The 24,543-nt window shown below is 72.9% G+C and carries 23 protein-coding genes; 9 read left to right on the top strand and 14 right to left on the bottom strand.

The genetic code is table 11. The features are described from left to right. Window positions 1-124 precede the first annotated feature (124 nt). The gene (locus tag OG309_RS12605; protein ID WP_329420606.1) at window positions 125-769 is read left to right on the top strand and encodes an amphi-Trp domain-containing protein; all 645 of its coding nucleotides are present in this window, start codon (window positions 125-127) and stop codon (window positions 767-769) included. 12 nt (window positions 770-781) lie between these two features. On the opposite strand, the gene OG309_RS12610 is transcribed toward OG309_RS12605, so the two are convergent. The 5 genes from OG309_RS12610 to OG309_RS12630 all read right to left on the bottom strand — a co-directional run bounded on the left by OG309_RS12610 (window position 782) and on the right by OG309_RS12630 (window position 6,132). Further along, window positions 782-976, bottom strand: a complete 195-nt coding sequence (locus tag OG309_RS12610) for a hypothetical protein (RefSeq protein ID WP_046905580.1) — start codon at window positions 974-976, stop codon at window positions 782-784. A 160-nt stretch (window positions 977-1,136) separates the two neighbouring features. Further along, window positions 1,137-1,598, bottom strand: coding sequence for an HD domain-containing protein (locus OG309_RS12615; protein WP_329420607.1), 462 nt, complete (start codon window positions 1,596-1,598; stop codon window positions 1,137-1,139). Window positions 1,599-1,603: 5 nt separating this feature from the next. Then, the gene (locus OG309_RS12620; RefSeq protein WP_329420609.1) at window positions 1,604-4,078 is read right to left on the bottom strand and encodes an ABC transporter permease; all 2,475 of its coding nucleotides are present in this window, start codon (window positions 4,076-4,078) and stop codon (window positions 1,604-1,606) included. Then, on the bottom strand, window positions 4,078-4,851 hold the full coding sequence (locus tag OG309_RS12625; RefSeq protein ID WP_329420611.1) for an ABC transporter ATP-binding protein: 774 nt from the start codon (window positions 4,849-4,851) through the stop codon (window positions 4,078-4,080). The genes OG309_RS12620 and OG309_RS12625 overlap by 1 nt, the downstream gene beginning before the upstream one ends. A 135-nt stretch (window positions 4,852-4,986) precedes the next feature. Continuing rightward, on the bottom strand, window positions 4,987-6,132 hold the full coding sequence (locus OG309_RS12630) for a PP2C family protein-serine/threonine phosphatase (RefSeq protein WP_329420613.1): 1,146 nt from the start codon (window positions 6,130-6,132) through the stop codon (window positions 4,987-4,989). A 108-nt stretch (window positions 6,133-6,240) separates the two neighbouring features. Here OG309_RS12630 and OG309_RS12635 point away from each other — a divergent pair, with 108 nt between their 5' ends. Beyond that, entirely contained in the window at window positions 6,241-7,470 is a 1,230-nt protein-coding gene (locus OG309_RS12635) for a GNAT family N-acetyltransferase (protein WP_329420615.1), read from the top strand. Between the two features lie 13 nt (window positions 7,471-7,483). Here OG309_RS12635 and OG309_RS12640 read toward each other — a convergent pair whose 3' ends face one another. Both OG309_RS12640 and OG309_RS12645 read right to left on the bottom strand, forming a co-directional pair. Next, window positions 7,484-8,293 (bottom strand): Fpg/Nei family DNA glycosylase, encoded by an 810-nt coding sequence (locus OG309_RS12640; RefSeq protein WP_329420616.1) that lies wholly within the window; start codon window positions 8,291-8,293, stop codon window positions 7,484-7,486. Between the two features lie 9 nt (window positions 8,294-8,302). Beyond that, on the bottom strand, window positions 8,303-8,794 hold the full coding sequence (locus OG309_RS12645) for a ribose-5-phosphate isomerase (RefSeq protein WP_329420617.1): 492 nt from the start codon (window positions 8,792-8,794) through the stop codon (window positions 8,303-8,305). A gap of 183 nt (window positions 8,795-8,977) precedes the next feature. On the opposite strand from OG309_RS12645, the gene OG309_RS12650 reads away from it, so the two are divergent. Next, window positions 8,978-10,435, top strand: coding sequence for an amino acid permease (locus OG309_RS12650; RefSeq protein WP_329420619.1), 1,458 nt, complete (start codon window positions 8,978-8,980; stop codon window positions 10,433-10,435). 79 nt (window positions 10,436-10,514) lie between these two features. On the opposite strand, the gene OG309_RS12655 is transcribed toward OG309_RS12650, so the two are convergent. Further along, window positions 10,515-11,108, bottom strand: a complete 594-nt coding sequence (locus OG309_RS12655) for a biotin transporter BioY (RefSeq protein ID WP_329420621.1) — start codon at window positions 11,106-11,108, stop codon at window positions 10,515-10,517. A 265-nt stretch (window positions 11,109-11,373) separates the two neighbouring features. Between OG309_RS12655 and OG309_RS12660 the strand changes: the two genes are divergently transcribed. Both OG309_RS12660 and OG309_RS12665 read left to right on the top strand, forming a co-directional pair. Further along, window positions 11,374-12,768 (top strand): amino acid permease, encoded by a 1,395-nt coding sequence (locus OG309_RS12660; protein ID WP_329420622.1) that lies wholly within the window; start codon window positions 11,374-11,376, stop codon window positions 12,766-12,768. Between the two features lie 117 nt (window positions 12,769-12,885). Beyond that, the gene (locus tag OG309_RS12665) at window positions 12,886-14,313 is read left to right on the top strand and encodes an amino acid permease (protein ID WP_329420624.1); all 1,428 of its coding nucleotides are present in this window, start codon (window positions 12,886-12,888) and stop codon (window positions 14,311-14,313) included. A gap of 66 nt (window positions 14,314-14,379) precedes the next feature. Here OG309_RS12665 and OG309_RS12670 read toward each other — a convergent pair whose 3' ends face one another. Next, window positions 14,380-15,285 (bottom strand): hypothetical protein, encoded by a 906-nt coding sequence (locus OG309_RS12670; RefSeq protein ID WP_329420625.1) that lies wholly within the window; start codon window positions 15,283-15,285, stop codon window positions 14,380-14,382. Between the two features lie 153 nt (window positions 15,286-15,438). On the opposite strand from OG309_RS12670, the gene OG309_RS12675 reads away from it, so the two are divergent. Continuing rightward, window positions 15,439-16,086, top strand: a complete 648-nt coding sequence (locus tag OG309_RS12675) for a superoxide dismutase (RefSeq protein WP_329420627.1) — start codon at window positions 15,439-15,441, stop codon at window positions 16,084-16,086. A 118-nt stretch (window positions 16,087-16,204) separates the two neighbouring features. On the opposite strand, the gene OG309_RS12680 is transcribed toward OG309_RS12675, so the two are convergent. Beyond that, window positions 16,205-16,840, bottom strand: a complete 636-nt coding sequence (locus tag OG309_RS12680; RefSeq protein ID WP_329420629.1) for a mycothiol-dependent nitroreductase Rv2466c family protein — start codon at window positions 16,838-16,840, stop codon at window positions 16,205-16,207. 156 nt (window positions 16,841-16,996) lie between these two features. Between OG309_RS12680 and pepN the strand changes: the two genes are divergently transcribed. After that, a complete protein-coding gene (gene pepN / locus OG309_RS12685; protein WP_329420630.1) occupies window positions 16,997-19,558 on the top strand; it encodes an aminopeptidase N in 2,562 nt (853 codons plus the stop codon). Between the two features lie 221 nt (window positions 19,559-19,779). Then, window positions 19,780-20,610: a hypothetical protein gene (locus tag OG309_RS12690; protein ID WP_329420631.1), complete on the top strand. Its 831-nt coding sequence runs from the start codon at window positions 19,780-19,782 to the stop codon at window positions 20,608-20,610. Between the two features lie 46 nt (window positions 20,611-20,656). Here the strand turns inward: OG309_RS12690 and OG309_RS12695 are convergent, their stop codons facing one another. The 4 genes from OG309_RS12695 to OG309_RS12710 all read right to left on the bottom strand — a co-directional run bounded on the left by OG309_RS12695 (window position 20,657) and on the right by OG309_RS12710 (window position 23,791). Continuing rightward, entirely contained in the window at window positions 20,657-21,790 is a 1,134-nt protein-coding gene (locus OG309_RS12695; protein WP_329420632.1) for a serine hydrolase domain-containing protein, read from the bottom strand. Window positions 21,791-21,899: 109 nt separating this feature from the next. Continuing rightward, window positions 21,900-22,367, bottom strand: coding sequence for an NUDIX hydrolase (locus OG309_RS12700; RefSeq protein WP_329420634.1), 468 nt, complete (start codon window positions 22,365-22,367; stop codon window positions 21,900-21,902). 18 nt (window positions 22,368-22,385) lie between these two features. Next, window positions 22,386-22,904: an HPP family protein gene (locus tag OG309_RS12705; protein WP_329420636.1), complete on the bottom strand. Its 519-nt coding sequence runs from the start codon at window positions 22,902-22,904 to the stop codon at window positions 22,386-22,388. Beyond that, window positions 22,901-23,791 carry a pyridoxamine 5'-phosphate oxidase family protein gene (locus OG309_RS12710; RefSeq protein ID WP_329420638.1) on the bottom strand — a complete coding sequence of 297 codons (891 nt, stop codon included), beginning with the start codon at window positions 23,789-23,791 and terminating at the stop codon, window positions 22,901-22,903. The genes OG309_RS12705 and OG309_RS12710 overlap by 4 nt, the downstream gene beginning before the upstream one ends. 153 nt (window positions 23,792-23,944) lie before the next feature. Between OG309_RS12710 and OG309_RS12715 the strand changes: the two genes are divergently transcribed. Further along, window positions 23,945-24,487, top strand: a complete 543-nt coding sequence (locus OG309_RS12715) for a CGNR zinc finger domain-containing protein (protein WP_329420639.1) — start codon at window positions 23,945-23,947, stop codon at window positions 24,485-24,487. Window positions 24,488-24,543 lie beyond the last annotated feature (56 nt).

Consider the following 24,543-nt stretch of genomic DNA (forward strand, 5'->3'; position numbering starts at 1 on the left):
CCCTCCGGACAGTGTCCGCAGGGGCCTCCGTCATGTCGCGGGATGCCGGGTCCGGTGCGGGGCAAGAGAATGGGCGCTGTCCGCTTTATTCCTGCTTGTCCCCGTGTGGGGCCCGGAGGCCGCCATGAAGGATCTGAAGTTCGAGCAGAAGCGCTCGCTGTCCCGCCTCGAAGCCGCCGATCAGCTGACCGCGCTCGCCGAGGCGCTCAGGAAGGGCGGCGAGGCCGAGCTGAGGCTGGGAACGGGGACGTTGGGCCTGCGCATCCCGGACGAGCTCGACGCCGAGGTGGAGGTCGAGCTCTCGGACGGGGAGATCGAGCTGGAGATCGAACTCAAGTGGGCGACGGGCAAGCCCCGCAAGCCGGCGCCGAAGAAGTCCGCGAACGAGAAGCCGGTGTCGAAGCCGAGGGCCGAGAAGCCGGGGGCGAAGCCCGGAGCCGAGAAGCCCGTGGCGAAGCCTGCCGCGAAACCGGCGGCGAAGAAGCCCGCGGCGAAGCCCTCCGTCAAGAAGCCGGTCAAGAAGCCGGTCACGAAGGCCGTCACCAAGACGGTCACGAAGACGGCCGCCGAACCGGCGCCGAAGAAGCCGGCGGCGAAGAAGCCGGCGGCCAAGCCCGCCAAGGAGGCGGCCACGAAGACGGCCAAGGCGTCGACGAAGGCGTCGGCCAAGAAGGCGCCCAAGAAGCCGGTCACGAAACCGGCTGCGAAGCCGGCCGGGAAGTCGGCGAAGTCGGCGAAGTCGGTCAAGTCCGCCGCGAAGGCGGCCTGACGGCGGCCCGGGTCAGAACTTGATGGAGCCGACCGTCTGCGTTATCGAGTCCAGGAAGCGCTGGATGTCGTCGGCCATGCCCGTCGAGGCGAGGAAGAAGCCGAAGAGGACCGCGACGACGGCCGGACCGGCCTTCAGGTTTCCGCCACGGATCAGCACCACCAGGATGATCGCCAACAGCAGCACCACAGACAGTGAAATGGCCACAACTGATCACACCCTCGGTCGGTCCCCGCCTTGCCGCCCGGGAGCGCACGTCACAGAACACCCCCGCCGCATCTATCGTGCCACCAACTACCTGCCCCGCAGGGGTGGGTGACGAATCATCGCCGTCGAAATCCGGCCAACATGACGAAATTCGTCTTGATCAGTTCGGCGGAACGAGTCCCAACAGGCCCCGGACCCGGGCGTACTTGGCGGTCAGACGGTCTCGGGTCGGCGGGTCGAGGACGGCGAGGCGGGCCGGATCCGCGTTGTGCGCGAGGTCGGCCTCCTTGACCAGCAGGGCACCCGGCGTGGCCAGAATCCGCCGGGTGTAGCCCTCCAGGTCCTCCCCCGGGCGCTTGGTGAGCGCCCGCACCATCTCCTTGACCTCCGGTGGCAGGGCCGCGCCCGCCAGCCACTCGGGAGACAGGGCGGCGTCCTCGACGGCGTCGTGCAGCCAGGCCGCCGCGATCTGCCGCTCGTCGCCGCCCCGGGCCCGTACCCCTTCGGCGACCGCGCGCAGGTGCTCCGCGTAGGGCCGCCCGGCCTTGTCCGTCTGGCCCGCGTGGGCGGTGACGGCGAGGGTCTCGATCTCGGCGAGGGTGAGGTACGGGGTGCCGGTCATGGCGGTCAGCGTAGTGCGGCCCGCGCGGGCAGGGCGGTGGCGGCGAGGCCGAGCCCGACCGTGGCCGCGGCGAACGAGCCGTACAGCAGCGGCGGGATGTACGGGCCCTCGCCGGTCAGGCCGTTGGCCATGGGGACCAGGGTGGCGAGGGCGATGCCGGTGCCGAGGGCCACGCCCGCGCCGGTGACGAGCAGCGACTCCCAGCGGATCATCCGCAGCACCTGGCGGCGGGTGGTGCCCACCAGGCGCAGCGTGCGCAGCTCGCGGCGCCGGTCGAGGACGGTCATCACCAGCGTGTTGACGGCGGCGACCGCCGCGAACCCGCCGAGGACGGCGGCCATGGTGGTGTTGGCCCAGGCGTTGAGCGCGCGGTCGCGGCTCTGGTCGGCGGACCAGCCGGCGGCGTCCGTGACGGCGCCGAGGGGGGCCAGGGCGGCGGGCTCGCCGCCGCGGACCAGGAGCTCGGTGGCGTACGGGGCGGTGACGTGCCCGGTGAGGGCGGCGGCCGGGAGGGTCACCTCCGACAGGCCGAGGCCGCGGCCGTAGGTGGCGACGACGAGCGGCTCCGTCCGGGTGCCGTCGGGCAGTCGCAGTTCCAGGCGGTCCCCGGTCCGTACGTGCTGGGCGGCGGCCAGGTTCGCGTCGAGGGCGACCGTGCCGGGGCGCAGCGCGGCGAGCGTGCCGGTGCGCACGTCGAGGTCGAGGACCGGGGTGGGGTCGGCGGAGACGCCCTGCGCGGTGGCGCTGAGGAAGCCCGCGTCGTCGTCGGCGAAGAGGACAGCGGTGTGCTGGACGGCGACGGCCGCGGTGACCCCGGGGGCGCGTGCGGCGCGCGCGGCCGCGTCGGCGGGGAGCCCGGCGGGGGCGGTGACGACGTGGTCGGCGACGAGGCCGGCGTGCTGCTGGTGCTCGGCGGCCCGGTCGGTGCTGGTGTGCAGGAAGACGAGGGTGGAGGAGAAGGACATCGCGAGGACGATCGGGGTGAGCGCGGAGGCGAGCCGCCGCGCGTTGCCGCGCGCGTTGGCCGCGGCGAGGTGACCGGCGGCCCCGGCGGCGCGCAGGGGCAGTCCGACGAGGGCCGCGCAGAGCCTCGCGAGCAGCGGGCCGAGCAGGGCGACGGCCAGCATGAAGAGCATGACGACGCCGAGGGCCGTGTTGGCGGCGGTCTCGCCGGAGGCCTGGGCGGCCACGCCCGTGAGGGTGACGCCGCCGGCGAGGGCGAGGATGCCGAGCGGGGTGCGGATCCGGCCGGTCGCGCGCCGTTCGACCTGGGACTCGGCGAGCGCGCGGCCGGGTTCGATGCGGGAGGGGCGGCGGGCGGCGGCGAGGCCGGCGAGCAGCGCGGTCAGCAGGGCTGCGGCGACGGCCGCGGCGAAGGGGAGCGGGCCGGTGTCGAGGCGTACCCCGGCGGGGATCGCGCCCTTCTCCTTCAGCTGCCCGAACCACCAGGTCGCGAGGGCGAGACCGGGCAGGCAGCCGAGGGCTCCGGCGACCGGGGCGACGAGCAGGGACTCGGTGGCGACGGAGCGGCGCAGCTGGCGCGGGGTCGCGCCGATGGCCCGCAGCAGGGCGAACTCGCGGGAGCGCTGCCCGACGGAGAGGGCGACGGTGCCGGCGGCGGTGAACACGGCGACGAGGGTGGCGGTGCCGCCGAAGGAGCCGCCGAGGCCGATCAGGAGCTCCTTGGCGGCCGGCAGCGCGGCGCCTTCGGCGAGGCTGCGGTCGTCGCCGGTGTGCACCTGGGCCTTGCCGTGCAGGGCGCGCTCGACCTGGGCGGCGAGCGTCGCGGGGTCGGTGCCCTTCGTGGGCAGGACGGCGATGGCGTCGACGGTGTGGGGGTGGCCGGAGAGGGCGAGGGCCTGGGCGTCGGAGAACCAGACGGCGGCGGACGCCGGGGCCGGGGACCCGGACGGCGGCGCCTCGCCCGGGACCGTGCCGGACGGCGCGGCCACTCCCGAGACCGTGAAGGCGCGCTCCCCCGCCGGGGTGTGCAGGGTGATCCGCTCGCCCACCCGTCCGTGGCCGGTGCCGACCACCGCCTGGCCCGGGCCCGGGGCCGTACCGGTGGCGAGGCGGGTGCCGGTGAAGGCGGCGGAGCCCCAGCCGGAGGCGGTGAGCGGGGCGCCGGAGGTCGCGCGTACGGGGTAGGAGACGTCTCCGACGGCGTGCGCGGCGCCCGGGACGCCGGCGGCGGCGCGGACGAGGGAGGCGTCGAGTCGGGCCCGGTCGGGCACGGCGGCGGAGAGCGTCCGGCGCTCCTCGCCGCGCCCGATCGTCGTGTGGAGCTGCTGGTCGGCGGCGGCGACGACGGGCGCGCCCGCGTAGCGCGCGGGCGGGACGGCGGCGGTGAGGCCGGTCTGGAGCAGCAGTCCGCAGCCGGAGATCACGGCGGCGGCGAGCAGCAGGGCGACGAAGGTGCCGGCGAAGGCGGAGGGCTTGAAGCGGACGGCGGCGCGGGCGAGGCCGTTGGGGCGGGGCATCAGGCGGCCACCCCGGCGCGGGTGGCGGCGGTGAGCGCGGTCATCCGGGCGGCGATGCGGTCCGGGGTGCTGCGCGGAAGGCTGTCGGCGAGGGAGCCGTCGGCGAGGAAGAGGACGCGGTCGGCGTAGGCGGCGGCGACGGGGTCGTGGGTGACCATGACGACGGTGGCGCCGAGGCGGTCGACGGCGTCGCGGAGCAGGGTGAGGACCTCGGTGGCGGTCGTGGTGTCGAGGGCGCCGGTCGGTTCGTCGCCGAAGATCACGTCGGGCCGGGTGATCAGGGCGCGGGCGATCGCGACGCGCTGCTGCTGGCCGCCGGAGAGCTCGGCGGGGCGGCGGGCGCCCTTGTCGGCGAGGCCGACCTGGCCGAGGACCTCGGCGGCGCGGTGCCGGTCGGGGCGCGCGCCCGCGAGCCGCAGGGGCAGCAGGACGTTCTGCTCGACGGTGAGCGAGGGCAGCAGGTTGAAGGCCTGGAAGACGAAGCCGAGGCGGGCTCGGCGCAGCTCGGTGAGCCTGTTCTCGCCGAGGCCGGTGATCTCGGTGCCGCCGAGGCGGACGGAGCCGGCGGTGGGGCGGTCGAGTCCGGCGGCGCACTGCAGGAAGGTGGACTTGCCGGAGCCGGAGGGACCCATGACGGCGGTGAAGCTGCCGTGCGGGAGGCGCAGGTCGATGCCGCGGAGCGCGTGCACGGCGCCGGCCCCCTTGCCGTACTGGCGCCGTACCCCGGCGAGTTCGACGGCTGCGGTGCCGAGGGCGGTGTCCCGGGCTGCCATGAGTGTCCTCCGTGCGTTCGTGACGTGCGTGACGTGACTGAGCGTCCTGTCGAACGTACGGATTTCCGCAGGTCGGGGGCGATGGAGGCGGCCGGTCTCTCAGGGGTGGGGGTGTCCCCACCCCGGCCGGTCGGGTCAGCCCGTGCGGCTGATCAGGAGCAGCGCGCGGTCGTCGTTGACGTCCTTGGCGCAGGCCTCGATGAGGTGCCAGGCGGCGCCTTCGAATCCGGCGGCGACATAGCGGTCGGCCTCTCCGGTGAGCCGGTCGATGCCCTCGGCGATGTCGCGGTCGGCGGCCTCGACGAGGCCGTCGGTGAAGAGCATGAGGACGTCGCCGGGGCGCAGGGAGCCCTTGACCGGGTGGAACTCCGCGCCGTCGTAGACGCCGAGGAGGGGTCCTTCGGCGGCCTTCTCCTCCCAGCGGCCGGTGCCGGCGTGCAGCTGGAGGGCGGGCAGGTGCCCGGCGGAGAGCAGTTCGTAGTCGCCGGAGTCCAGGTCGAGGACGAGGTGGATGGAGGTGGCGAAGCCCTCGTCCCAGTCCTGGCGCAGGAGGTAGCCGTTGGCGGCGGGCAGGAAGCCGTGCGGGGGCAGCGAGCCGAGGAGGCCGCCGAAGGCGCCGGAGAGCAGCAGGGCGCGGGAGCCCGCGTCCATGCCCTTGCCGGAGACGTCGGTGAGCAGGACCTCCAGGGTGCGGCCGCCGTGGGTGCGGGCGGCGACGACGAAGTCGCCGGAGAAGGACTGGCCGCCGGCCGGGCGCAGCGCCATCTCGCGGTGCCAGCCCTGGGGCAGGCGGGGCAGGGCGCTCTGTACCCGGATGCGTTCGCGCAGGTCGAAGAGCATGGTGCCGCCGCGTCGCCAGGGCACGCCGACGCGGGCCCGGAACTGGGCGATGAGCAGCCCGAAGAGTCCGCAGGCGGCGACCACCAGGACGGTGCCGGGGGTGACCCGGGCGGGGCCCTGGGTGTACGGGCCGAGGACCAGCGACTCGACGATGAGCGCGCCGGCGGCTGCCGCGTACAGGCCGAGCAGGCTGGCGGGGCGCAGCAGCAGTCCGCCGGCGACGATCGGCAGGGCGAGCGCGACCGGCGAGCACCAGACGGGGTTGAGGAGGGTGCCGCACATGATGGCGGGGACGGTGAGCAGGAGTCCGGCGAGGGCGATCCAGTCGGAGCCGTCGCCGCGGAAGTAGTCGACGCCGGACCGGCGCAGCGCGATGCGGGCCCGGAGGGCGCTCTTGCGCATCCGGGCCGCGTACGAGTCCACTCCGCCGCGACGTCCCATTGGCCTGGACCCTATCCACCCGATCGGCGCTCGTGCAGGGGGGACCCAGGTGACATTGCATTCGAAATCGGGTCGCGTCGGCCGGCGGGGCGCTGATATCGATGGCATATGACGACTGAACTCCGGGTTCTCGACCCGGCCGAGTGGGACGACTGGTACGGGGTGCTGGAGCTCGCCTTCGGCGGGGTTCCGGAGGCGGACGAGGAGCGGAAGCTCTGGCAGGACCTCACCGAGTACGAGCGCTCGATCGGCGCGTGGGACGGGGACCGCTGCGTCGGTACGGCGGGGGCGTTCACCTTCCGGCTCGCGGTGCCGGGCGGGGCCGTGGTCCCGGCGGCGGGCGTGACGATGGTGAGCGTGGCCGGGACGCACCGGCGGCGCGGCATCCTCACCTCGATGATGCGGCGCCAGCTGGACGACGTACGGGCGTGGGGCGAGCCGCTCGCGGTGCTGACGGCCTCGGAGCCGGAGATCTACGGGCGGTTCGGCTACGGCTTGGCGTCGTACGCGACGCACGCGACCATCGACACGACCCGGGTGCGGCTGACGGTGCCGCCGGGCACGGACGAGGTGTCGCTGCGGCTCGCGCCGCCGGAGCAGGCGCTGGACGCCTGCGAGGCGGTGTACGCGCGCCTGGTCACCGGCCGGCCGGGGATGCTGGAGCGGCGGCCGGGCTGGGAGCGGCAGGCGCTGATCGACCCGCCGGGCGACCGGGAGGGCGCCTCGCCGCGGCAGTGCGTGCTGGCGGAGCGCGGTGGCGAGGTCGTGGGGTACGCGCTGTACGCGGTCAAGCCCGCCTGGGCGTACGCGGGGGCCGACGGGTCGGTCGTCCTGCACCAGCTGGCGGGGCTCGACCCGGCGGCGGAGGCGGCGCTGTGGCGGTACCTGTGCTCGGTGGACCTGACCTCGCGGGTGCGGATCCACAGCCGCCCGGTGGACGACGCCTGGCAGCACCTGGTGAGCGATGTGCGCCGGTGCGAGCCGACGCTGCGGGACGTGCTGCACGTACGGCTCGTGGACGTGGGCGCGGCGCTGGAGGCACGGACGTACCAGGCGCCGGTGGACGTGGTGTTCGAGGTCGAGGACGCGTTCTGCCCGTGGAACGAGGGGCGGTGGCGACTGACGGGGGACGCGAAGGGGGCGACGTGCGTGCCGACTTCGGATCCGGCCGAGCTCTCGTTGTCCGTACGGGAGTTGGGGGCCGCGTATCTCGGGGGCGTGTCGCTCGTGTCGCTCGCGGCGGCGGGTCGGGTGCGGGAGCTGCGCGAGGGGGCGCTGGTCGAGGCGTCGGTGGCGTTCGGGTCACCGGTGGCGCCGTGGCTGCCGCACGGGTTCTAGCCGGGCGGCCACGTCAGCGGGACTGACAGCCCGGGCACCAGAAGAGGTTGCGGTTGGCCAGGTCCGCCGTGCGGATCTCCGTGTGGCAGATGTGGCACGGGAGGTTCGCGCGGCGGTAGACGTAGACCTCGCCGCCGTGGTCGTCGACGCGGGGCGGGCGTCCCATGGCCTCGGGGGTGTGCTCGGGGCGGACCGTGTCGATGCGGTTCAGGCGGACGCCCTCGCGCATCAGGAGGACCAGGTCCTCCCAGATCGCGGCCCACTCCCCCGCGCTCAGGTCCTTGCCCGCGCGGTACGGGTCGATGCCGTGCCGGAAGAGGACCTCGGCGCGGTAGACGTTGCCGACGCCCGCGATGATCTTCTGGTCCATGAGCAGGGCGGCGATCGTCGTGCGGGACTTCGAGATCCGCGGCCAGGCCTGGTCGGGGCCGTCCGCCGGGCGCAGCGGGTCGGGGCCGAGCCGCTCGTGTATCGCCGTCTTCTCGGCGTCGGTGATCAGCGCGCAGGTCGTCGGGCCGCGCAGGTCGACGTACGCCTCCTGACCGGCCAGGCGCAGCCGGACGGTGTCGGTGGGCGGCGGCGCGGGCGCGTCCCCGAAGTCGACCTTGCCGAAGAGGCCGAGGTGGATGTGGATCCACTCCTCGCCCGGGAAGCCGAGGAAGAGGTGCTTGCCGTGGGCCTCGGTGGTGGTGAGGACCGTGCCGTCGAGCAGGGCCGCCGAGTCGGCGAACTTGCCCTGCGGGCTGGAGGCGCGCACAGGCCGGCCGCCGAACCGTTCCCGGTAGTCGGCGGCCAGCCGGTGGATCGTGTGCCCTTCAGGCATGGGCGCTGATCAGGCCTCGTCCTGCGGGTGGTGCGCCGGGATCGCCGGGAGCTCGCCGGTCTCCTCGTAGCGGGAGAGCATGTCGATCCGGCGGGTGTGGCGCTCGTCGCCCGAGTACGGGGTGGAGAGGAAGATCTCGACGAACTTGGTCGCCTCTTCCTGGGTGTGCATCCGGCCGCCGATGGAGACCACGTTGGCGTTGTTGTGCTCGCGGCCGAGGGCGGCGGTCTGCTCGCTCCAGGCGAGGGCGGCGCGCACTCCCTTGACCTTGTTGGCGGCGATCTGCTCGCCGTTGCCGGAGCCGCCGATCACGATGCCGAGGGCGTCCTCGTCGGCGGCGGTCCGCTCGGCGGCGCGCAGGCAGAACGGCGGGTAGTCGTCGAGGGCGTCGTAGATGTGCGGACCACAGTCGACGGGCTCGTGGCCATGGGCCTTCAGCCACTCGACGAGGTGGTTCTTGAGTTCGTAGCCGGCATGGTCGGAACCGAGGTAGACGCGCATGTTCCGAGTGTGGCACGGCGGGGACGGGGTAGCGGTCAGCGGGGTCGGGACCTTGGTCCCGGCTGGTCCGGACCTTATGTCCTGAATCACGATCCGGAGTCAGCCCTTCCGTACTCACCGGTCTCCGGGTTACATGTCTCCAGCTCGCGACCCGAGCAGACCCCCACACCGAAGGAAGCGTTCATGAACACGCAACCGACCCTGGCGAAGGAAGGCGAGAACACCGGATCCACCGGTGATTCGCAGCAGTCCGACGGTTCCAACGGTCTCAAGGCAGGCCTCAAGAACCGCCACCTTTCGATGATCGCCATCGGTGGCGTGATCGGCGCCGGCCTCTTCGTCGGTTCCGGCTCCGGCATCGCCGCGGCCGGCCCCGCCATCCTCCTGTCCTACGCGCTGGTCGGCGCGATGGTCGTCTTCGTGATGCGGATGCTCGGCGAGATGGCGGCCGCCCGCCCCTCCTCCGGCTCCTTCTCCGCCTACGCGGACCGGGCGCTCGGCCGCTGGGCCGGTTTCACCATCGGCTGGTTGTACTGGTTCTTCTGGGTGGTGGTGCTCGCGGTCGAGGCGACCGCCGGCGCCAAGATCCTCGAGGGCTGGATCCCGGCCGTCCCGCAGTGGGGCTGGGCGCTCATCGTGATGGTGGTGCTCACCGCCACGAACCTCGCCTCCGTCGCCTCGTACGGAGAGTTCGAGTTCTGGTTCGCGGGCATCAAGGTCGTCGCCATCGGCGCCTTCGTCGTGGTCGGCCTGCTCGCCGTCTTCGGCGTGCTGCCGGGCTCGGACAACCCGGGCGCGGGCTTCGCGCACCTCACCGACACCGGGGGCTTCTTCCCGATGGGTGCGGGTGCCGTGCTCACCGGTGTGCTGATGGTCGTCTTCTCCTTCATGGGCAGCGAGATCGTCACCCTGGCCGCCGGCGAGTCGGAGGACCCGCAGCGGGCCGTCACCAAGGCCACCAACAGCGTGATCTGGCGGATCGGCGTCTTCTACCTGGGTTCGATCTTCGTCGTGCTCACCCTGCTGCCGTGGAACGACAAGTCGATCGTCGAGAAGGGCTCGTACGTCGCCGCCCTCGACTCCATCGGCATCCCGCACGCCGGCCAGGTCATGAACGTGATCGTCCTGACCGCCGTCCTGTCCTGCCTGAACTCGGGCCTCTACACGGCCTCCCGGATGGCCTTCTCGCTCGGCCAGCGCGGTGACGCGCCGAAGGCCTTCGCCAAGACCAACAAGCGGGGCGTGCCGCGGGCGGCGATCCTCTCCTCGGTGGTCTTCGGCTTCGTCGCGGTCTTCTTCAACTACAAGTGGCCCGACACCGTCTTCGCCTTCCTGCTGAACTCGTCCGGCGCCGTCGCCCTCTTCGTCTGGCTGGTCATCTGCGTGACCCAGCTGCGGATGCGCGGGATCATCCTGCGCGAGACGCCCGACAAGCTGGTCGTGCGGATGTGGCTCTTCCCGTACCTGACCTGGGCGACCATCGCCATGATCGTCGGCGTCCTCGGCTACATGGTCTACGACGGCGGCAGCAACCGGGAGCAGGTCGTGCTCTCGCTGCTGGTGGCCGCGCTCGTGCTGGCGATCGGGCTCGTCAAGGAGCGGCTCGTGAACCGCGCGAAGCCGGAGCTCGACCGGGTCTGAGCCCGGCCCGCACCGACACGCGAGAGAGGCCCCGCCGGTCCGGCGGGGCCTCTCTCGCGTGTCGGTGCGGGGTACGGCGTCAGCCCTTGCGGCCGACCAGCTTCCACGCGGCCGGCAGCGCGCCCATCGCGAGGGCGGCCTTGAGGGCGTCGCCGATGAGGAAGGGGACGAGGCCCGCGCTGACGGCCTGGCCGAGGGTCATGCCGGTGGCCAGGGCCAGGTATGGCACGCCGACCGCGTAGATGATCGCGGAGCCCAGCACCATCGTGCCCGCCGTCCGCAGCACCGAGCGGTCGGCACCGCGCCGGGCGAGGGCGCCGACGACGGTGGCGGCCAGCAGCATGCCGAGGATGTAGCCGAAGGACGGCATCGACCAGCCGGAGCTCGCCTCGGCGAACCAGGGCAGGCCCGCCATGCCGGCGACGGCGTACACGCCGAGGGAGAGGAAGCCGCGGCGGGCACCGAGGGCGGTGCCGACGAGCAGGGCGGCGAAGGTCTGGCCGGAGACCGGGACCGGGGAGCCGGGGACCGGGACGGTGAGCTGGGCGGCCAGGCCGGTCAGCGCGGCACCGCCGACGACCAGCGCGATGTCGCGGGCACGGCTGGCCGGGATCAGGTCGGCGAGGACCGTTCCGGAGCGGAGGGAACGGACGGGGGCGACGGCGGTGCTCATCGGTACTCCGCGGGGTGAGACGACGGGGGGACAGCGGGGACAGGCTCGACCGTATGCCAGGGGTGAACGGCCGATCACCATCAGCCGCCCACAAACCGGGGGTTGGGACGTTCGTGGAGATCAAACAAACCCGGCGGATCATGCCGAGCGCCACGTGACGCTTGTCACTGGGAACTCGCGCCCGGAGGTCCCTTTTGCGCCAGGGGACTGCCAACGGAGAGACTGTGGGGTCTCCATAAACCCTCCCAGAGCGCGAGCCCCCCGCATGCACGACGCCCCCACCCCCGGACCGGAGCCCCTCGCTCCCGGACCGGAGCCCCTCTCGCACGGACTGAAGCAGCGTCACCTGACGATGCTGGGGCTCGGCGGGGTGATCGGCGCGGGGCTCTTCGTGGGCTCCGGCGCGGGCATCGCGGTCGCGGGCCCCGGCATCGTCGTGTCGTATCTGATCGCGGGCGCGCTCGCGATGCTGATCATGCGGATGCTGGGCGAGATGTCGGCGGCGATGCCGGCCTCGGGCGCCTTCTCGGTGCACGCGGAGCGGGCGCTGGGCCGCTGGGCGGGCTTCTCGGTGGGCTGGCTGTACTGGTTCCTGCTGGTGGTGGTGCTCGCCGTGGAGGCGACGGGCGCGGCGCGGATCGCGCACGGCTGGGTGCCGGGGGTCCCGCAGTGGGGCTGGGTGCTGGTCTTCATGGTGGTGTTCACCGTCACCAACCTGGCGGCGGTGAAGAACTTCGGCGAGTTCGAGTTCTGGTTCGCGGCGCTCAAGGTCGGCGCGATCGTCCTCTTCCTGGTCCTCGGCACGCTGGCGATCGTCGGCTGGCTGCCGGACACCGACCCGGTGGGCACGGCCAACCTGACCGGCCAGGGCGGCTTCCTGCCCAACGGCTGGTCGGGGGTGGTGTCCGGGGTGCTCGCCGTGGTCTTCGCCTTCGGCGGCCTGGAGGTCGTGACGATCGCGGCGGCCGAGTCCGACGACCCGGCGCGCAACGTGGCGCGGGCGGTGCGCAGCGCGGTGTGGCGGATCCTCCTCTTCTACGTGGGTTCGATGCTGGTGATCGTGACCCTGCTGTCGTGGACCGCGCTGGAGCCGGGCGAGTCTCCGTACGTGGCGGTGCTGGACTCGATCGGGGTGCCGGCGGCCGGGCAGATCATGAACGTGGTGGTGTTCGTGGCGCTGCTGTCGGCGCTCAACGCCAACCTGTACGGCTCCTCGCGGATGGTGTTCTCGCTGGCCGAGCGCGGGGAGGCGCCGAGGGGGCTGCTGCGGGTGTCCGCCGGCGGGGTGCCGCGGCGGGCGGTGCTGGCCTCGGTGGCGTTCGGCTTCGTCTCCGTCCTGCTCAATCTGAAGTGGCCGGATTCCGTCTTCCTCTACATGCTCAACTCGGTCGGCGCGGTGCTGCTCTTCGTGTGGGCGCTGATCGCGGTCTCGCAGCTGCGGCTGCGGCGCCGGATCGAGCGGGAGGCCCCGGAGACGCTGACGCTGCGGATGTGGGGCTTCCCCTGGCTGACCTGGGTGGCGCTGGCGGCGATGGGCGCGGTGCTGGTGCTGATGCTGACCGACGACGGGGCGCGGCCGCAGGTGCTGTGGTCGAGCGGGGCGACGGCGCTGGTGCTGGTGGTGGCGTGGGGCCGCGAACTGCGCACGAAGCGGATGTGAATCTTCACCTTGTGTGAAGGTCGTGCCCGTATAGCGGACATCCGTTCCCTGTGAGCGGTGCGGGCCCACAGACTGTGGCCCACCCTCCCCGTCTCAGCTAGCGAACAGGGCTCGCCCATGTCTCGGACTCCCGCGCCCGCGCCGGCCGACCGCAAGGACGCCGGCACCAGCGCGACCGCTCCTGCCGGAGGCCTCACGCACGGCCTCAAGCAGCGCCATCTGTCGATGATCGCCCTCGGCGGTGTCATCGGCGCCGGCCTCTTCGTCGGCTCCGGTGCCGGCATCGCCGCCGCCGGTCCCTCGATCGTCCTCGCGTACGCGATCTCCGGCGTGCTCGTCATGCTGGTGATGCGCATGCTGGGCGAGATGTCGGCGGCGAACCCGGCCTCCGGCTCCTTCTCCGTCCACGCGGAGCGGGCGTTCGGCCCCTGGGCCGGCTTCACGGCGGGCTGGGCCTTCTGGTTCCTGCTCTGCGTGGCCGTCGGCCTGGAGGGCATCGGCGCCGCGAAGATCATGACCGGCTGGTTCCCGGGCACCCCCGAGTGGGCCTGGGTCGCGCTGTTCATGCTGGTCTTCTGTGGCACCAACCTGGCGGCCGTGAAGAACTTCGGCGAGTTCGAGTTCTGGTTCGCCGCGCTCAAGGTCGGCGCGATCGTGCTCTTCCTCGGCATCGGCGTCCTCGCCATCGTCGGCGTCCTGCCGGGCAGCGACGCCCCGGGCACCGCCAACCTCACCGGAGAGGGCGGCTTCTTCCCGAACGGCTCCGAGGGCCTGATCGTCGGCCTGCTGGCCTCCGTCTTCGCGTACGGCGGCCTGGAGACCGTCACGATCGCCGCGGCCGAGTCCGAGCACCCCGTGCAGGGCGTCGCCAAGGCCGTCCGTACGGCGATGTGGCGCATCGCGCTCTTCTACATCGGCTCCATGGCCGTCATCGTCACGCTCGTCCCGTGGGGCGACGAGGCGGTCGTCGAGAAGGGCCCGTACGTGGCCACCCTCGACCACCTGGGCATCCCGGCCGCCGGCCAGATCATGAACGTGGTCGTCCTGGTCGCCCTGCTCTCCGCGATGAACGCCAACGTGTACGGCGCGTCCCGCATGGCCGGCTCGCTGGTCGCCCGCGGCCAGGGCCCGAAGGCGCTCGGCCGCACCTTCGGCGGGGTGCCGCGCCCGGCGGTCCTGGTCTCCTCCGTCTTCGGCTTCGCCTGCGTGCTGCTGAGCTACTGGCGCCCGGACGACGTCTTCATCTGGCTGCTCAACACCATCGGCGCGATCATCCTGGTCGTCTGGTTCTTCATCGCCGCCTCCCAGCTGGTGCTGCGGCGCCGCACCGAGCGCGAGGCGCCGCAGAAGCTGGTCGTGAGGATGTGGGGCTTCCCGGTGCTGACGTGGGTGGCGCTGGCCGGAATGGCCGGCATCTTCTTCCTGATGGCCCGCGAGGAGGGCACCCGGGTGCAGCTCTACGCGACGGGCGCCCTGACGCTGCTGCTCGCGGCCGGCGGCTTCGCGCTCCAGAAGAAGCGCGCGGCGGTCGCCGACGAGGTCTGAGCCCGCCCCCCGGTCACCGCGCCCCGTCGAGCTCCTGCTCGGCGGGGCGCGGTGCCGTGTCCGGGGTCAGGCCCCGCAGTACGGCGCGGTGCGCACGAAGCCGCCGGTGTGCTCGTCGTCGGTGCCGAGGAGCGCGTCACCGGTGCCGGGCAGGCACTCGACCGCCTCGATCTTGTAGCCCGGGAAGGTCCCGAGCACGGTCGGGCTCGCGGCGAGCGTGACCCGTACCGAACCGGCCGCCGAGACGGTCACCCGGCCGGCCTCGCTCACCGCGGAGTCGAACGGGCCGTCGTCGCCGGCGTCCGCCGCGGAGCCCACCAGGATCCGCCCGGAGGGGGTCACCGCGATGTCGGAGATGTGCCGCGTGCCCCCACCGGCCGGGTACGTCGAGAAGTAGGACCGGCGGCTCACCGACCCGAAGAGCGGCTGCCCCCACGCGGCGAAGGAGAGCGGCGCCGCGTACAGCGTGGTCGCACGGCCCGGGCCCTCGCCGCGGTCGGCCCACAGGGCGGCCAGCTTCCCGCCGCGGGCCACGACGGCGAAGCTCTCGAAGTCGGCGCCCTCGCCGATCATCGGCAGCGGCGCGTAGTCGACGACGGTCGCCGTGTCGCCGGAGACCCGCAGGCGGTAGACGATCCCGCGGCTGGCCAGGGCCAGGTACTCCCCCGGCATCCCGGGGACCGCCTCGACGGCTTCGAGGTCCTCGGCGTGGGCCCCGTCCCAGGCGACCGGGGAGAGGGCGGCGGCCCCGAGGGTGAGCCGGGACAGCCGGGCCTGCCCGGGGCGCTTGTTGTCGTGCGCGACGAGAGCGGTGCCGCCGCCCTCGGCCGCGAGGCCGCTGACACCGGTGCGGGAGTCGGCGCCGACCTGCTGCCAGTCGTCGGCGGCGGGGGCGGGGGCGGCGGCGAGCACGGTCAGGAGCACGGCGCCGCCGGCGAGTCCGGCCGTACGCCGGATCATCGGGAGTCTCATGGCGGCACGCTATTGATCACCGTTCGCCCGTTTCAAGATTGTTTGCGCCATCCGGACCTAGGGCCGAGGTCTGATCCACTTCGCCGACTCCTGCTGCTAGCCTGCAGTTGCATAGAGGTTGCAATTAGAAGACGTCGGCGAGAGGCTCGGCACATGGCCATCTACACCCTTCCGGAACTGCCGTACGACTACGCGGCCCTGGAGCCGGTGATCAACCCGCAGATCATCGAGCTGCACCACGACAAGCACCACGCCGCGTACGTCAAGGGCGCGAACGACACCCTGGAGCAGCTGGAAGAGGCGCGGGACAAGGACGCCTGGGGGGCGATCAACGGCCTGGAGAAGAACCTGGCCTTCCACCTCTCCGGCCACATCCTGCACTCCATCTACTGGAACAACATGGCGAGCCCGAAGGCCGGCGAGGGCGGCGGCGAGCCGCTCGCCGCCGACGGGGTCGGCGAGCTCGCCGACGCGATCACCGAGTCCTTCGGCTCCTTCGCCAGGTTCAAGGCCCAGCTCACCAAGGCCTCGGCGACCACGCAGGGCTCCGGTTGGGGCGTCCTCGCCTACGAGCCGATCAGCGGCCGCCTGATCGTCGAGCAGGTCTACGACCACCAGGGCAACGTCGGCCAGGGCTCGGTCCCGGTCCTCGTCTTCGACGCCTGGGAGCACGCCTTCTACCTGCAGTACAAGAACCAGAAGGTCGACTTCATCGAGGCCATGTGGCAGGTCGTCAACTGGCAGGACGTGAACAAGCGCTACCAGGCCGCCAGGGCGAGCATCCCGCTGATCTCGTTCTGACGTCCCCCTGTTCGTCCTGCTCGTGATCGTCTTCTCCACCTTCACCTGCGGGCGGAAAGAGGAAGAACCCCCGCGATGACGTGAATCGCGGGGGTTCTTCTGTACGGGACGGCGACCGCTACTCGAAGCTGGGCGCCGCCGTGCGGGTGCGCTTGATCTCGTAGAAGCCGGGGGTCGCCGCCACCAGCAGCGTGCCGTCCCACAGGCGGGCGGCGGCCTCGCCGCGCGGGGTCGGGGTGACGACCGGGCCGAAGAAGGCGACCTCGTCGCCGTCCGCGCCGGGCACCGCGATCACCGGGGTGCCGACGTCCTGGCCCACCTTCTCTATGCCCTCCTTGTGGGAGGCGCGCAGCTCGGTGTCGTACGTGTCCTGGTCGGCGTAGTCCGCCAGCTCCTCCGGGAGGCCGACGTCGGTCAGCGCGCCGACGATCGCCTCGCGGGTCGGGCCCTCGCCGTTGTTGTGGAAGCGGGTGCCGAGCGCCGTGTAGAGCTTGCCGACGACCTCGTCGCCGTGCAGCTGCTGGGCGGCGATCACCACGCGCACCGGGCCCCAGGCCTGGGTCTCCAGCATCTCGCGGTACTCCGCCGGCACCTCGTCCAGCCGGTTCTCGTTGAGGACCGCCAGGCTCATGACCTTCCAGCGCACGTCGACCGGGCGCACCTTCTCCACCTCGACCATCCAGCGGGAGGTCATCCAGGCCCACGGGCACAGCGGGTCGAAGAAGAAGTCTGCGGTGGTCCTGCTCTCGGACATGTGTCTCCTCGGAAGATCACTCGACGGGCGCTCGAAAGGGCGTGGCGGTGCGACTGGCGGCAACGCCGCCGGCCGGCCCGGCATTCCCGTGGTGCCCCCGGTCAGCTGCACATGGGAGGATCGGTGCTGTTTCGAACGAGCCACGAAGGAGTGACCGTGCCCGGTGAGAACCTGTCCCGCGACGAGGCCCATGAGCGGGCGGAGCTGCTGTCCGTCGACGGGTACGAGGTCTACCTCGACCTGCGGTCCGCGGTCGGCGAGTCCACGGAGGACGTGCGCACCTTCCGCTCCGTGACGACGCTCCGCTTCCGGCGCACGGGCGCGGGCGACGCCACGTTCGTCGACCTGATCGCCCCCTCGGTGAACGCGGTCACCCTCAACGGACGCGCGCTCGACCCGGCCGTCGTCTTCGACGGGGCACGGATCGCGCTGGACGGCCTGGCCGACGAGAACGAGCTGGTGGTCGACGCCCAGTGCGCCTACAGCCGCACCAGCGAGGGCATGCACCGCTTCGTCGACCCCGAGGACGGCGAGGTCTACCTCTACACCCAGTACGAGCCGGCCGACGCCCGCCGGGTCTTCGCCACCTTCGAGCAGCCCGACCTCAAGGCTCCGTTCCGCTTCGCGGTGTCCGCGCCCGAGGGCTGGACCGTGTGGTCGAACGGGGCCGGGCAGCAGGACGGCGACGGCGTGTGGCGGTTCGCCGAGACGGCGTCCATCTCCACGTACATCACGTGTGTCGTGGCCGGTCCGTACCACTACGTCACGGACAGCTACAAGCGCGTGTTCGCCGACGGCACGGAGCTGGAGATCCCGCTCGGCGCGATGTGCCGCAAGGGCCTCGCGAAGCACTTCGACGTGGACGACGTCTTCCTGATCACCAAGCAGGGCCTCGACTTCTTCCACGACAACTTCGACTTCCCGTACCCCTTCGGGAAGTACGACCAGGCCTTCGTCCCCGAGTACAACCTCGGCGCGATGGAGAACCCGGGCATGGTGACCTTCCGCGAGGAGTACATCTACCGCGGCAAGGTGACCCAGGCGGCGTACGAGCGCCGGGCCAACGTGATCCTGCACGAGATGGCCCACATGTGGTTCGGCGACCTGGTCACCATGGTGTGGTGGGACGACCTGTGGCTGAAGGAGTCCTTCGCGGACTTCATGGGCGCGTTCTCGCTGGCCGAGGCGACCCGCTTCACCAACAGCTGGGTGACCTTCGCCAACAACCGCAAGGCCTGGGCGTACCGCGCCGACCAGCTGCCGTCCACCCACCCGATCACGGCCGACATCCGTGACCTGGAGGACGCCAAGCTCAACTTCGACGGCATCACCTACGCCAAGGGCGCGTCCGTCCTGAAGCAGCTCGTCGCGTACGCGGGCCGGGACGCGTTCCTGGAGGGCGCGCGCCGCTACTTCAAGCGCCACGCCTACGGCAACACGCGCCTCGCCGACCTGCTGACCGTCCTGGAGGAGACCTCCGGCCGGGACATGAAGGGCTGGGCCAAGTCCTGGCTGCAGACCTCCGGCGTCAACACCCTCACCCCGGCCGTCACCTACGACGCCGAGGGCCGGATCACCGAGCTCGCCGTCCTCCAGGAGGGCGACGAGCTGCGCCCGCACCGCGCCGCCGTGGGCCTGTACCGCCTCTTGGGCGGGGAGCTCGTCCGGTACGCGCGGGCCGAGGCCGACATCACGGGCGCCTCCACCGTCGTGGCGGAGCTGGCCGGCGCCGAGAAGCCGGACCTGGTGCTCGTCAACGACGACGACCTCACCTACTGCAAGGTCCGCTTCGACGAGGGCTCGCTCGCCACGCTGCGCGCGCACCTCGGCGACATCACCGACCCGCTGGCCCGCGCCCTGTGCTGGTCCGCGCTGTGGAACCTGACCCGCGACGGCCTGATGCCGGCCCGGGACTTCGTCCGCATCGCGCTCGAGTTCGCGGGCCGCGAGACCGACATCGGCGTGCTCCAGATGGTGCACGCCTGGGCCCGGACCGCCGTCACCGACTACGCGGCGCACGACTGGCGGGCCGAGGGCGGGCGGCTGCTCGCCGAGGGCGGCCTGCGCGAGCTGCGGCAGGCCGCGCCGGCCAGCGAGCACCAGCTGACCTGGGCGCGCTTCTTCGCCGCGGTGGCCTCCTCCGACGCCGACCTCCAGCTCCTGGAGGGCCTGCTCGACGGCGGCGCCGTGATCGACGGGCTCGCCGTCGACCAGGAGCTGCGCTGGTGCCTGCTGGAGTCGCTCACCGTGCACGGCCGCGCCGACGAGGCCCGGATCGGCGAGGAGCTGACCCGGGACGACACCGCGACCGGCAAGCGCCACCAGGTGCGCTGCCTGGCCGGGCGTCCCTCGGCCGCGGTCAAGGCGCAGGCCTGGGCGCAGGTCGTCGAGTCGGACGCGCTGTCCAACGCCCTGGTGGAGGCCACCATCTCGGGCTTCGCCCAGTCCTCGCAGCGCGAGCTGATCGCGCCGTACGCGGAGAAGTACTTCGCCGTGATCGAGCGGATCTGGGCGGAGCGCTCCATCCAGATCGGCATGGACGTGGTGCGGGGCCTGTTCCCGGCGCTCCAGGACCGCGCGGAGACCCTGGAGGCGACGGACGCGTGGCTCGCCGCGCACGCCTCCGCCGCCCCGGCGCTGCGCCGGCTCGTGCTGGAGTCGCGTGACGACCTGGCCCGTGCGCTGCGGGCTCAGGAGTGCGACGGGCGCGCCGCCTGACACCGGTCGGCCTCGCGGCCCCCGGCGGTGCGTCCGCCGGGGGCCGCGGTGCGTCGGCCCGCGGTGGTCGCGCGCCGCGGCGCGGCCACGGTGCTCCGCGGCGTCGGCGGCCGTTGTTCATCGGCACTCGAACGCGCGTACTTTAGTGCGGAGTTGTCCGGATTGAGCGACTGATTCGTAACAGCGGTTAGGGGCGGCCCGTCCGGCGGAAGACCGTCGACATGAACCCCAACACCCCCAAGGCCCCCCTCTCCCCCCTCCCCCGCACCGGGGACGAGCGGTTCCGGGAGGCGCTGCGCTTCGCCGGTGCCGACGCGATGCTCACCGGGCTCGCCGCGCTCTCCCTGCACGGCTTCGCCGCCGCCCCGCCGGCCGGGACGGTGAACCGGATCGACACCCTGGTCCCGCGCACCCGGCGGGTGCGGTCCACCGGACAGGTCCGGGTGGTGCGCGCCGCCGAGCCGCCGCGGCCGACCGAGATCGACGGCTTCCCCGTCGCCCCGGTGCCCCGGGCGCTCGCCGACGCCGTCGCCGCGCTGGCCGACCCGGGCACGGTGCGCCGGCTGCTCACCGAGGCAGTGAGCGGCGGACACTGCGAACCCGCCGCTGTCGTCAGGGAGTTGAACCGCGCACGGCTGCTCAACCGGCCGCACGTCGTGGACGCGGTGGACGCGCTCCTCGCCGAGGGGCGCTCGCTCGCCGAGGACCGGCTGTACGCGATGGTGCGCGAGTTCGCGCTGCCGGACCCGCTGTGGAACGTGGACCTGCGGCTGCCGGGCGGCCCGCACCTCGGCGGCCTGGACGCCTACTGGCCCGACCAGGCGGTCGCCGTGGAGCTGGACACCCGGGCGCCGCGGCAGGACGACGACGCGCTCTGGTCCGAGTACACCCGCAAGCGCGAGCACCTGGAGCGACTCGGCATCACCGTCGTCCACCTCACCCCGCGCAAGCTGCGCGAGGCGAGGGAACAGCAGGCGGCCGTGGTCCGCACGGCGCTGATGGCCTCGACCGACCGGACGCCGGCCGCCTACGTCGTCGTCCTGCCCCGCTGAGCGGCCCCGCCGGACCCCCGTACCCGCGAGGCCGCCGTCGCGGCGGCTACTTCTTCGGGGCCGTCCCGCAGAACTCGGCCTCGACCAGCGCCTGGCTGTCGCCGGTCCAGTCGGCGTTGAGGTTCCCGGCCAGGGAGTGCTCGCCGTCCCGGGTGACCAGGGCCTGGGAGCCGGAACCGTGGATGCCGCCGCCGTGGCCCCACACCTCCTTGCCGCAGCTCAGCTTCTGCTGCATGAGCCCGAGGCCGTAGCCCAGCTCGGGCGAGACCCGGACGGTGTCCGTCATCTCCTTCAGCTCGGCCGCCGGCAGCAGCCGGCCCTTGAGCAGGGCCCGGTAGAAGGTCTGCAGATCGTTGGAGTCGGAGATCATCTCCCCCGCCGCCCCGGCGATGCTCGGGTTCAGGGCGGTCACCTCGTAGGTCGGTCCGGTCGTCTCGCGGGAGAGCTTCGAGTAGGCGCCCGAGTGCGGCCTCGGCATCCGGGAGTCGGTGCCGGGGACGCTGGTGGCGCGCAGCTTGAGCGGCTTGATGATGCGGTTCTCGACGGCCTGGGCGTAGGGGCGGCCGGTGACCTTCTCGATCACCATCCCGGCCAGCACGAAGTTGGTGTTGGAGTAGCTCCAGGAGGTGCCGGGCGCGAACTCCGGCTCGTGGGCCATGGCGACGTCGACGAGCTGCTTCGCGGTCCAGGTGTCGTACCGGTGCTGGAGGAACCCGGGCCCGAACACCCGCTCCTGGAAGGCCGGATCACCGGTGTAGCTGTAGATGCCGCTGGTGTGGTTGAGCAGCTGCCGGACGCTGATCTTCCGCCCGTCGTGCCCGTGCCCGGCGACGACTCCGGGCAGCCACTTCTCCACGGGGTCGTCGAGGTCGATCCGGCCCTCGGCCTGGAGCTGGAGCAGGACGGTCGCGGTGAAGGTCTTGGTGATGGAGCCGACCCTGAAGCGGTCGTTCCCCTTGCGCTCGCCGGCGGTGCCGGTCCAGCGGTCCCTGCCGTCGCGGGCCTGGGCGACGGCACCGGGCACGCCCGCCGCCACCGCCGCGTCGAGCGCCTGCTGGGTGGCGGCGTGCGAGGGCTTGGGCGGCGCGGCGGCGACGGCCGGCGCGGCGAGCGCGGTGGCGGCGAGGCCGGCCACGAGGGTGGCGGCCAGGACGGTACGGGCGGTGCGTGCGGCTGACATGTGTGCGGGCTCCCCTGACGTACGTACAGCTGCGTACTGCTTCGGTCACGGGAGGGGACCACGGGGCACGGGCGGCGGGTTGAGCGCGTCCGTGACGGTTGAGCCGTTTTCAGCCGTTCGCCGGGTCATGGAGCGGCGAGTGCCCCAGGGGCGGCCGGTCGCGCCAGAGCTGGAGCCCGATGTCGACGAGCTCGACCCGGGTGAGCGAGTCCACCGCCTCCAGCGGATGCCAGGCGGCGAGATCGGTGGACCCGTCCTCCTCGTTCCGCAGCTCGCCCCCGGTGACCCGCGCCTCGTAGACGATCCGCAGCCCCTGCCAGTCGAGGGCCCCGCCCAGCCTGCCCCGCCGATCCCGCCGGATGGAGTCGATCCCGAGCAGCGCGGTCGCCTCGGCGACGTACCCGGTCTCCTCCTCGACCTCCCGCACGACGGCCTCCACGGGCAGCTCCCCGTGATCCATCCCGCCCCCGGGCAGCGTCCACCGCTTCACCCCGGCCCGGTCCACCCAGCGGGCCAGGAGTATCTCCCCGTCCCGCACGCACACGGCGTAGGCCGCCACCCGCAACTCGGTCTGCATGGGAGGAGGTTAGAGGCATCAGATCCAGTACGCGGGATACCGCCGCCCCGTGAGCCGGGCGCCGGCGAGGCCCGTGGCGACGAGGACGAGGGCGGCGAGGGCGAGGAGCGCGAGGAAGGGCCAGAACGGCGGGTTCTGGAGGGCGACGATCACCGCGGTCGCCGCGGCCGGGGAGTGCGGGGTGCGGGCGGCGGACATGACGCCGAGGGCGAGGCCGCCGGCGACGGCGGCGCCCCACGGGCCCGGGCCGGTGAACGCGAGGACGGCGAAGCCGGTGAGGGCGGAGAGGAGTTGGCCGCCGACGACGGAGCGGGGCTGGGCGAGCGGCAGGTCGGGGGCGCCCGCGACCAGGGCCATGCTCGCGGCCAGGGGCGGGATGAGCAGCGGCTCGTGGAGCACGGTGCCGAGGGCGACGAGCAGGAGCAGCGCGGTGACGCTGACGGCGGTGGAGGCGAGGAGCACGCGGGGCCTGGGGCGGGCGGGAGCGGTGGCGCGGGCGGGTGCCGCGGCGGCGGGAGCGGGCGGGGCGGTGGTCATGGGCGGTCCTTCGTGACGGGCGGGTTGGACGGGGAGTACTCGGGGGCCGACCAGCGCAGGGGGCTGGCGTCCCTGGTCTCCGCCACCGCGTCCAGGCGGAAGCGGACCGCGCGGCCCTCGGGGCCGTACTCGGTGTGGGCGAAGCCGGAGAGCTGGAGGGTGGTGCCGGTGCGCCAGTCGAGGAAGAGCAGGCCGGCGCGGCCGTCCGCCTCCAGGTTGCCGAGGGTGAGGAACATGGCGTTGCCGGGGTAGTCGGCCCAGCGCAGTTCGGTGGGCGAGACGAGCTCGACGAAGCCGGGGTCGCCGCCGCGGTGGCTGGCGTCGACGCCGTCGGGGGAGGCGGTGGCGACGAAGAAGGTGTCGGCGGTGCGGATCAGGCGCCGCTGGGCGGGGGTGAGGGAGCGGGTGTGGCGCGCCGCGACCGGGCGGGGGGCCTGCTCGTAGCCGCGCAGCTCGCGCTTCTGGAGGTACTTCGGGCAGTTCGCGAAGACCTGCTCCGCCTCGACGAGCAACCCGCGGACACTGGGGCGCGCGGTGCCGTTGAGGCGCATCCGGCGGCGGGTGCGGGGGTCGAGGGCGATCGTCCCGACGGGGGTGCCGGCCTCGGTGACCGCCGCCACGAGGGGGTCGCGGGCGGGGACGCCTCCCGCGACGGAGACGGCGTGCGGGCCGACCGCCCGGACGAAGCCGGGGCGGCCGGTGAGCAGGCTCGCCCAGACCCGGCCGTCCGGGGCGGCGGCTGCGAGCACGAGCATCGGCTGGACCTCCAGGAAGGCGGCGGCGACCGGGCGGATGCCGGGGGCGATGGATCTGCCGACGTGCTCGGCGAGGTCGCGGACGCCGACGCGGGTCTGAACGGCGAGGGAGCCGGGGTGGTAGGCGCGCATGGGGACCTCCTCGGGTGCGAGTCGTACGCGTCGTCCACTGCGGATGGCGCTAACCTTTGAATATGACTTTAGAGGTTAGAGCACGCTACACGCAACCGGTCACGTAACCTTGAGGGGTTAGTCCGAAATTCGTCGCCGAGGAGGGCGTCCGCCATGACCGTTTCCGATCCGCGGCCACTCGTCGGCGAGCCCGTCTCCCTCGACCTGCTCAACACCCGCTGGATGGCGGACGGCGTACGTCAGGACCTGCTCACCGGCGTCGAGGGGCTCGGCGTCTGGCTGCGCACGAACGGGCTCGACGGGCGCTTCCGCACCGACGACGTCACCCTGCGGCACACCCTGGCCGCGCGCGACGCCCTCGCGGGCCTGGTCGACCGGCCCGGCGACCCGGACGCCACCGCCCGGGTCGACGCGGTCCTCGGGCATGGCCGGATCCGGGCCACGCTCACCCCCGAAGGGCCGGGCGAGAAAGCGGAATTCGCCGATCCCGCCTGGGGGCCCGGATGGACCGCCGCCCGCGACTACCTCGACCTGTTGCGCGCGAATCCGGAACGCATCCGCAAGTGCGCCCACGAGGCGTGCATCCTGCACTTCTTCGACACCTCGCGGAACGGCACCCGCCGCTGGTGCTCAATGGCCGCCTGTGGCAACCGGGCCAAGGCCTCGCGCCACTATGCCCGTACAAAGGACAACTAGTCCCCCACCGGCAGGACTGCACCTCGCCCCTGTTGGGCATCTTTCGTCCGCCGTGG

Source organism: Streptomyces sp. NBC_01268, assembly GCF_036240795.1.
GTDB lineage: Bacteria > Actinomycetota > Actinomycetes > Streptomycetales > Streptomycetaceae > Streptomyces.